This is a genomic window from Actinomycetota bacterium, assembly GCA_030776725.1.
Lineage (GTDB): Bacteria > Actinomycetota > Nitriliruptoria > Nitriliruptorales > JAHWKO01 > JAHWKW01.
In genome coordinates this window covers 1-7,680 of the sequence record JALYHG010000172.1, presented here as the reverse complement: position 1 = coordinate 7,680, position 7,680 = coordinate 1, and the positions used below count along the sequence as shown (strand labels likewise).

The following is a 7,680-nucleotide window of genomic DNA, read 5'->3' as shown; positions in this document are numbered from 1 at the left end:
CGATCACGTACTCGTCGCTGGTCTCCGGGTCGGTCCAGCCCCACAGGTCGCTGACGCCCGCGCCGTTGAACTCCTCCTGTGGCACGAAGGCGAGCAGGTCGATGCCGTCGCACTCGAACGGGCCGGCTTGGTCGTCCACACATGGCACATCCTGTAGCGCTGCCAGGCCAGCGGGCTCCGTGAGGGTCACGTTGACCCCCGTGCCCGAGATCACCGCGTGCCGCACTGCGAGGATCTCGTCGGTCCGCTTCACCTCGAGCGCGGGGATCGTGGCGTGGATCGCGGTGGCGTTGTCCCTGGGAACCTCTCCCTCGCCAGGGATCTGGACGAACCCCACGGCGCCCGCCTGCTCGGCGGACTGGACCTTCTGGAGGAAGGTGTAGGTCGGGCACTCGTCTGCGGGGTTCGTGGCACTCACCCTGGAGTCAACGAGGGCGATGTTGCCCCGGACCTCGTCCGCGACCGGCGCGTAGCTCGCCGGCGTGCACCCGGTGCCCGCGTAGACGAGGTCGGCGCGTCTGCCCCTCCACGTCACCGGTGCCGTCCCACTGGACGGCGGGGAAGAAGCCGGCCAGCTCCGCGGGTGAGTTGACCCGGACCCCCAACCCGTCGTTCTGTTGCTCGCCCCCAGGGTGTGCTCCCGGGTGCGCGGCCGCCCCGGTGGGAGCCACCATCCAGGCGACAAGCAACGCGATCGCCGAGCCCGCGACCATGGAACGACGCTGGATACTTGTGGTTGCCATGCCACGACTCTCCCCCGCTGCTGCCCATCGCCTCGTCGTCGCCGCGCTCCGCTCGGACAGCGGACCAAGGCAACGCCCGCATCGAGGCAGTCGGAACGTTACTCCAACGTCCGTGCTTCGCGTCCTCGTCATGCGCCTCGATCGAGCGGGCGTCGGGCGACTCGATCGGCCAGTGACCGGCCTGGGTCTGCCGCACTCGCGCACGTCGGTAGCCTCGCATCCCATGGCGACCCACACCCCGTCCTCGACGCGACCTCCTGCCGCCACTGCCGTGGCCGTTCTGGCCCTTCTGGGGGTCGTCGGGTCGGTGGTGATGATGCTGGCTCACCTCGGCCTCGGAATCCCGGTGATCGAGAATCTGGGCCCGGGCCGAATGCTCCTGCCCGTGGCGATCGGGTTCGCCGTCGGCGCGTTGCTCTACGCCGTCGTCGCCGCCGGCGCGTTCGCCGTCGCCCGGTGGGCGTGGTGGGCGGGCCTCGTCGTCAACGGTCTGGCGTTCCTGTCGGCTGCGTTCCCGTTCCGGGGCTGGATCAGCGCGGTCGTGATGGCTGTGAGCGCCGCCGCGCTGGTCGTGCTGCTCACTCCAGCGGGGCGCGAGGCCTTCGGCCGGCGCTGATCACGGCTCGACGGTCACCTCGCGCAGCAGGCCGGCTCCCAGGTCGTAGACGAACCCGCGCACGTCGGTGTCCTGCGGAGTGAGCGACCAGGAGCGGATCCTGTCGACATCCTCCCGCACCGACCCGTCCTCGTCGGTGAACGTAAGAAGGTCCATGTCACCGAGGTCCGCACCCGCAACCCGTTCCAGCTCGCGGCGTGGCTCGTCGGGATCGGAGGTGAACATCCCGCAGTCCGTGTGGTGGACCACCATGACCGCGCGGGTACCGAGGAAGTGCCACGACGCCGCCAGCGAACGCAAGACGTCCTCGGTGACCCGCCCACCGGCGTTGCGGATCACATGGGCGTCGCCTCGGGCCAAGCCGAAGTCCGTAACGGGATCGATCCGGGCATCCATGCAGACGACGATCGTCAAGGCCCGCGCCGGTCGGGACGACAGACCCGTCGCGACACGTGCGGCCACCTGCCGGTTGGCGTCCACCACCTCGTCGATCACCCCGTGAGTCATCTTCCGGCCCCGATCCGACGTTGCGATAGGGATAGCACACCGCATGGTTGCATGTGGTCGCGGCGACGTTAGCGTGACTTCGAGACAGCATGAACGGCACCATCGACGCGGTCGGCCTCGGGACAGCGCTCGCGGCATCCCTCGAGGGCGAGGTCCGCTTCGACGACGGCTACCGGCACCTGTACGCGACGGACGCGTCGAACTTCCGTCAGGTGCCGATCGGCGTGGTCCTACCAAAGACCCTCGACGACATCGTCCTGACCCACGAGGTGTGCCGAGAGTTCGGGGCGCCCATCACCAACCGCGGGGGTGGTACCAGCCTGGCGGGACAGGCCTGCAACGTGGCGGTGATCATCGACAGCTCGAAGTACCTGCGCCGCATCGTCGACTTCGACCCGCGGGCGCGGCTGGTCAGGTGCGAGACCGGGATCGTGCTCGACACGTTGCGGGGCTACACCCAGCAGCACGGCCAGCTGACGTGGGGACCGGACCCCGCCACCCACAACCGCTGCACGGTTGGGGGAATGATCGGGAACAACGCCTGCGGCATGCGCGCCTTCCGGTACGGGCCTGCCGAGGACAACGTCCAGGACCTGGACGTCCTGCTCTACGACGGCACCCGCCTGTCGGTCGGCCCGACCCGCCCCGAGGAGCTCGACGCGATCATCGCCGCGGGGGGACGAAAGGGTGAGATCTACCGGCGGTTGCGCGACCTGCGCGACAGGTACGCGGACGCGATCCGGACGCGGTTCCCCGACATCCCGCGCCGCATCTCGGGCTTCAGCCTCACACAGCTGTTGCCCGAGAACGGCTTCAACGTCGCCCGTGCACTGGTCGGGACCGAAGGGACCTGCGTCACGGTCCTGCAGGCGACGCTGAACCTCCACGAGCACCACCCGGACCGTGCGCTGCTGCTCCTCGGCTACCCCGACGTGTTCACGGCCGCTGACCACGTCAGCGAGATCCGCGCGCACGGTCGCGCGATCGCACTGGAGGGCATGGACCGGCTCTTGGTCGATCACATGGGCGCCAAGGGCCTGCTCACCGACCCCGTCAGGCTGCTCCCGGAGGGCCACGGCTGGCTCCTCGCCGAGTTCGGCGGTGCCTCGCCCGACGAGGCGTCCGAGTACGCACACCAGCTGATGCAGCGCCTGCGCAGCAGCGACGACCGTCCGGCGATGAAGCTGTACGTCGACCCCGACCAGGCGAAGGTGATCTGGGAGGCGCGTGAGGCGGGACTGGCCGCCACGGCGCAGACGCACAACGGAGCCGCCTGGCCCGGCTGGGACGACTCCGCCGTGCATCCCGATCACCTCGGCGACTATCTCCGCGACCTCAAGGCGTTGTTCCGCCGGTACAGCCTCGACTCGGTGCTCTACGGGCACTTCGGTGACGGCTGCGTGCACTGCCGCATCGACTTCGACCTCACCAGCACCGATGGTGTGCGCACCTACCGGGAGTTCATCGAGGCCGCCGCTGACCTCGTCTCCTCCTACAACGGTTCGTACTCCGGTGAGCACGGCGACGGTCAGCAGCGCGGTGAGCTCCTGGAACGAATGTACGGGCCCGAGATCGTGCGCGCGTTCGAAGAGTTCAAAGCGATCTGGGACCCCGGCAACCGGATGAACCCCGGCAAGGTCGTCAACGCCTACCGGCTGGACGAGGATCTGCGGCTGGGCCCGAGCTACCGCCCGTGGGAGCCGGGCACCAGGTTCCCCTACCCCCACGACCGAGGTTCGTTCGCTCAGGCGACCCTGCGCTGCGTCGGGGTGGGCAAGTGCCGGCGCGACGACGGCCACGGGGTCATGTGCCCGTCCTACATGGTGACCCGCGAGGAGATGCACAGCACCCGCGGGCGGGCACGGCTGCTGTTCGAGATGCTGCAGCCCGACGCGCAGCTGAACGGCTGGCGTGACCAGACCGTCAAGGAGGCGCTCGAACTGTGCCTGTCGTGCAAGGGCTGCACCGTCGACTGCCCCGTCGACGTGGATATGCCGACCTACAAGGCGGAGTTCTACTACCACCATCACCAGGGACGCCTGCGCCCGCCAGCGCACTACGCGCTCGGCCTGATCGACGTCTGGTCGACGATCGCGTCGAACCTGCCGGGGATCACCAACCTCGTCCTCAACGCACCCGCGCTCGGGACCGCCCTGAAGAAGGTGGCCGGGATCGCCCCGCAGCGCCCCGCCCCGCGGTACGCCAGCCGGACGTTCCGCGAGTGGTTCGCGGACCGGCCCACCGCCGACCATGACCGGCCGCGGGTCGTGTTCTTCCCGGACACGTTCACCAACTATTTCCACCCGGTCGTCGGGCAGGCCACGGTGGCGGTCCTCGAGGACGCCGGCTACCACGTGACGATCCCGCCGCGTGTCGTGTGCTGCGGGCGGCCGTTGTACGACTACGGCTTGCTGGACCGGGCCGAGGCCTACCTGGACCGGCTGATCGAGTCCCTCGATCGCCACGTCGCCGCCGGCGTGAAGGTCGTCGGCGCCGAACCCAGCTGCGTGGCGACGTTCCGTGACGAGCTGGTGAAGATGAAGCCGAACGACGTAGCGGCCCGGCGCATCGCGGAAGCGACGTTCATGTTGTCGGAGTTCCTCCTGGAGGAGGGATACGACTTCCCGCGGCTGAACCGCACGGCGATCGTCCATGGTCACTGCCACCACAAGGGTGCGCTCGGCATGCAGGCGGAAGGAGAGGTGCTGTCTCGGCTCGGCCTGGACTGGACCGAGCTGGATGCCGGCTGCTGCGGGATGGCCGGCGCGTTCGGGTTCGAGGCCGGGGACAAGTACGCGATCTCCGTGAAGGCCGGGGAGCGCAAGCTCCTGCCGGCGGTACGCGAGGCCGACGAGACGACGCTGATCATCGCCAACGGCTTCAGCTGTCGGACCCAGATCGAGCAGCTGCAGGTCGGTGACGGGCTCGCCACGGAAGGACGTGGCCGCCGGGCGTTGCACTTGGCGCAGGTGATCCAGATGGCCAGGCACGACGGACCGCAGGGCCCGCGAGGCGCTGACCCGGTCGAGCGCGACTACGTCGGTGATCCTCGCGGCGCCGTCTGGACCGCCAAGGACACCATCGTCGCCGCTGCGGTCGCGGCGGGCGGTGCCGCGCTGGCGACGCTGGCCCACCTCAGACGCGGACCGTGAAGCAGGTGTGGCGGGCAGCCGCCGATCGGCGTCGAACCCGGCCTGGCGTGACGACGCCCCGTCCCGCCGTCTCGGTGGTGATGCCCACCTACGGGCAGGCGACCTTCTTGCCGCGTGCGGTCGCGAGCCTGCGCCGCCAGACCCGCACCGACTGGGAGCTGGTGATCGTCGACGACGGCTCCCTCGACGCCACGCCGCAGACGATCGCGGGTCTCGCGGCCGACGAGCGCATCGTCCACGTGCGGCTCGCGACCAACCACGGGTTAGGGACCGCATGCAACGTCGGCCTGGATGTCGCACGAGCGCCGCTGATCGCCTACCTCCCGTCCGACGACGTGATCGACGCCGAGCACCTGTCGACGCTGGCCGCCTGCTTCGACGATCCCGACGTCTTCCTGGCGTGGTCCCCGGCGCGGGGCGCCCCCACCGACGGCCTGCAACTGGTGCAGGTGATGCACCGGGCAGGCACCGACCGCTGGACCGAACGCGACGAGCTGGAGAGCGACGACCTCGACCGGTTGTTCTGGCACCGGCTGCGTGGCCGCGGACGGACGATCAGCACCGGACGGGTCACCTGCGAGTGGGTACGCCACCCCCGGTCAGCGTCACCGTGCGTTGCGCGAGACGCACGACGGCGGCCTGAACACCTTCCGCCGCCGGTACCGCATCGCCACACCACTGCGGTTGGAGTCCCGTGACAGCTGGCCGATCGACGAACACGCGCTCTACGCGCGGTTCCGTGGCCGCCGCCACCACCCCGACCCCGACGGGTTGCGGATCGTCCTGGCCGGGGAGTTGGCGTTCAACCCCGAGCGCGTCCTGGCGTTCGAAGAGCGCGGCCACCAGCTGTACGGCGTGTGGATCGAAGACCCCTTGGCCGACCAGACCGTGGGGCCGCTCCCGTTCGGCCACGTCCGTGACCTGCCGGACCGCGGGTGGCGCGAGGCCATCCGCGCCGTGCGACCCGACGTGATCTACGGCCTGCTGAACTGGCGGGCCATCCCGCTCGTCCACACGATCCTCGACGCCGACCTCGGCGTGCCGCTGGTGTGGCACTTCAAGGAGGCACCGCAGCGCTGCCTCGTGCGGGGAACCTGGCCGCTGCTGGCGGACCTGCACCGTCATGCGGACGCTGCGATCTACTCCACCGCTCTCGAACGCGACTGGTTCGAGGCCGCGCTGCCGGGGACACGCGATCCCGCCACCACGCACGTCGTCGACGGCGACCTGCCCAAGGCCGACTGGTTCGACCCAGCGCTCCGCCCCCGACTGTCGGACATCGACGGCCAGATCCACACCGTGTCGCTCGGGCGCCCGGTCGGGTTCGACGCCGGGTTCGTCGGGCAGCTGGCCGCCCACGGCATCCACCTGCACCTCTACGGGCTGGTCCGGGCCCCCGGCCCGAAAGGGGCGTGGACGGCGTGGATCGACGACGCGGTCGCGGCCGCGCCCGACCACCTGCACATCCACCCGCACGTCGACCCGCGCAGCTGGTCGACCGAGCTGTCGCAGTACGACGCCGGCTGGATGCACCGGGTCATCAGCAGCAACCGGGGGGACCTCACCCGGGCGACGTGGGATGACCTGAACGCGCCCGCGCGCCTGTCCGTCCTGGCGGCGGCCGGCGTCCCGGTCCTGCAGCAGGCGAGCCCCGGCTCGGCCGTCGCGGTCCAGAACCTCGTCGCGGAACGCGGGATCGGGATGCTCTACGACGACGTCGACGATCTGGCGGCGAAGCTGCACGACACGGAGCACGTCAACCGGTGCCGCGGCGCGGTGGCGACCCAAGGACGCGACTTCACCTTCGATGCGCACGTCGATCGGCTGCTGCGCATCTTCCGATCGGTGGTTCGGTAGTCGCCACGCTCGATGTTGCACACGACGACGGCCATGCTGTCCCGGTCGACGTCGGGAGGACGGGGATGGGCAACCAGGACTACGGGATCGCCGACACGCTCGACCCAGACCCGGACCGTGAACTCAGCCATCGCGAACGACTGGCCGGGATCGTCGAACGCCGGCTCGATCCGGTCATGGCGGCGCTCGCGATCGTGTGGACCGGGCTGGTCGCCTACGAGCTGATCGCGCCCAGCGACCAACGCGACGAGCTGTCGTTCGTCTCCACGGTCATCTGGGTGGTGTTCGTCGCGGAGTTCCTGGTCAAGCTCGGCGTGTCCGGCCGGCCGGTGCGGTTCATGCAGCGACGCTGGCCCTCGGCGATCTTCCTGGCGCTGCCCGCCTTGCGCATCCTGCGCCTGGTCCCTGCCGCTCGCCTGGCCCGGGTCCTGCCGACCGCTCGCGTCCTGGGGTCGTCGTACCGCGCCGTGGGCACGGCGCAGGGCCTCCTCCACGGGCGCCTGACGTTCCTGGCTGCCACGACCGGCGTGGTGATCCTGTCCGGCGGACAACTCCTCTTCGTCCTCGAACGCGGCGCGGCCGGAGCCGTCACCTCCCTCGGGGAAGCGCTGTGGTGGTCGTCCAACCTGGCGGTCACGTCCACGCTCGTGTTCGAGCCCGTGACCGTGCCCGGGAGGCTCCTGTCGCTGCTGCTGTCCACCTACGCCGTCGTGGTGTTCGCGTCCCTGGCCGCCGCACTCGGCGCGTTCTTCATCGAATCGCGCGCCGAGAGGGCCGCGACCGAGGAGGCCGGACCGCAAGGCGA

Annotated in this window: 8 protein-coding genes; 5 read left to right on the top strand and 3 right to left on the bottom strand. The window is 70.1% G+C overall.

Annotated elements, in window-relative coordinates:
- Both M3N57_08025 and M3N57_08020 read right to left on the bottom strand, forming a co-directional pair.
- Positions 1 to 535, bottom strand: a 535-nt coding sequence (locus tag M3N57_08025; GenBank protein ID MDP9022631.1) for a hypothetical protein, incomplete at its 3' end; no start/stop codon positions are given.
- Positions 426 to 743 (bottom strand): hypothetical protein, encoded by a 318-nt coding sequence (locus tag M3N57_08020; protein ID MDP9022630.1) that lies wholly within the window; start codon positions 741 to 743, stop codon positions 426 to 428. The genes M3N57_08020 and M3N57_08025, both read right to left, overlap by 110 nt.
- Before the next feature lie 223 nt (positions 744 to 966).
- Here M3N57_08020 and M3N57_08015 point away from each other — a divergent pair, with 223 nt between their 5' ends.
- Complete coding sequence (locus tag M3N57_08015; GenBank protein ID MDP9022629.1) at positions 967 to 1,359, top strand: hypothetical protein; 393 nt, start codon at positions 967 to 969, stop codon at positions 1,357 to 1,359.
- On the opposite strand, the gene M3N57_08010 is transcribed toward M3N57_08015, so the two are convergent.
- Positions 1,360 to 1,854, bottom strand: coding sequence for a carbonic anhydrase (locus M3N57_08010; GenBank protein ID MDP9022628.1), 495 nt, complete (start codon positions 1,852 to 1,854; stop codon positions 1,360 to 1,362). It abuts the gene before it with no gap.
- Between the two features lie 101 nt (positions 1,855 to 1,955).
- Between M3N57_08010 and M3N57_08005 the strand changes: the two genes are divergently transcribed.
- The 4 genes from M3N57_08005 to M3N57_07990 all read left to right on the top strand — a co-directional run.
- Positions 1,956 to 5,018 (top strand): FAD-binding protein, encoded by a 3,063-nt coding sequence (locus tag M3N57_08005; protein MDP9022627.1) that lies wholly within the window; start codon positions 1,956 to 1,958, stop codon positions 5,016 to 5,018.
- Positions 5,019 to 5,065: 47 nt separating this feature from the next.
- A complete protein-coding gene (locus M3N57_08000) occupies positions 5,066 to 5,716 on the top strand; it encodes a glycosyltransferase family 2 protein (protein ID MDP9022626.1) in 651 nt (216 codons plus the stop codon).
- Positions 5,634 to 6,875 carry a hypothetical protein gene (locus M3N57_07995; GenBank protein ID MDP9022625.1) on the top strand — a complete coding sequence of 414 codons (1,242 nt, stop codon included), beginning with the start codon at positions 5,634 to 5,636 and terminating at the stop codon, positions 6,873 to 6,875. The genes M3N57_08000 and M3N57_07995 overlap by 83 nt, the downstream gene beginning before the upstream one ends.
- Positions 6,876 to 6,940: 65 nt before the next feature.
- Positions 6,941 to 7,680, top strand: a 740-nt coding sequence (locus tag M3N57_07990) for a hypothetical protein (GenBank protein ID MDP9022624.1), incomplete at its 3' end; no start/stop codon positions are given.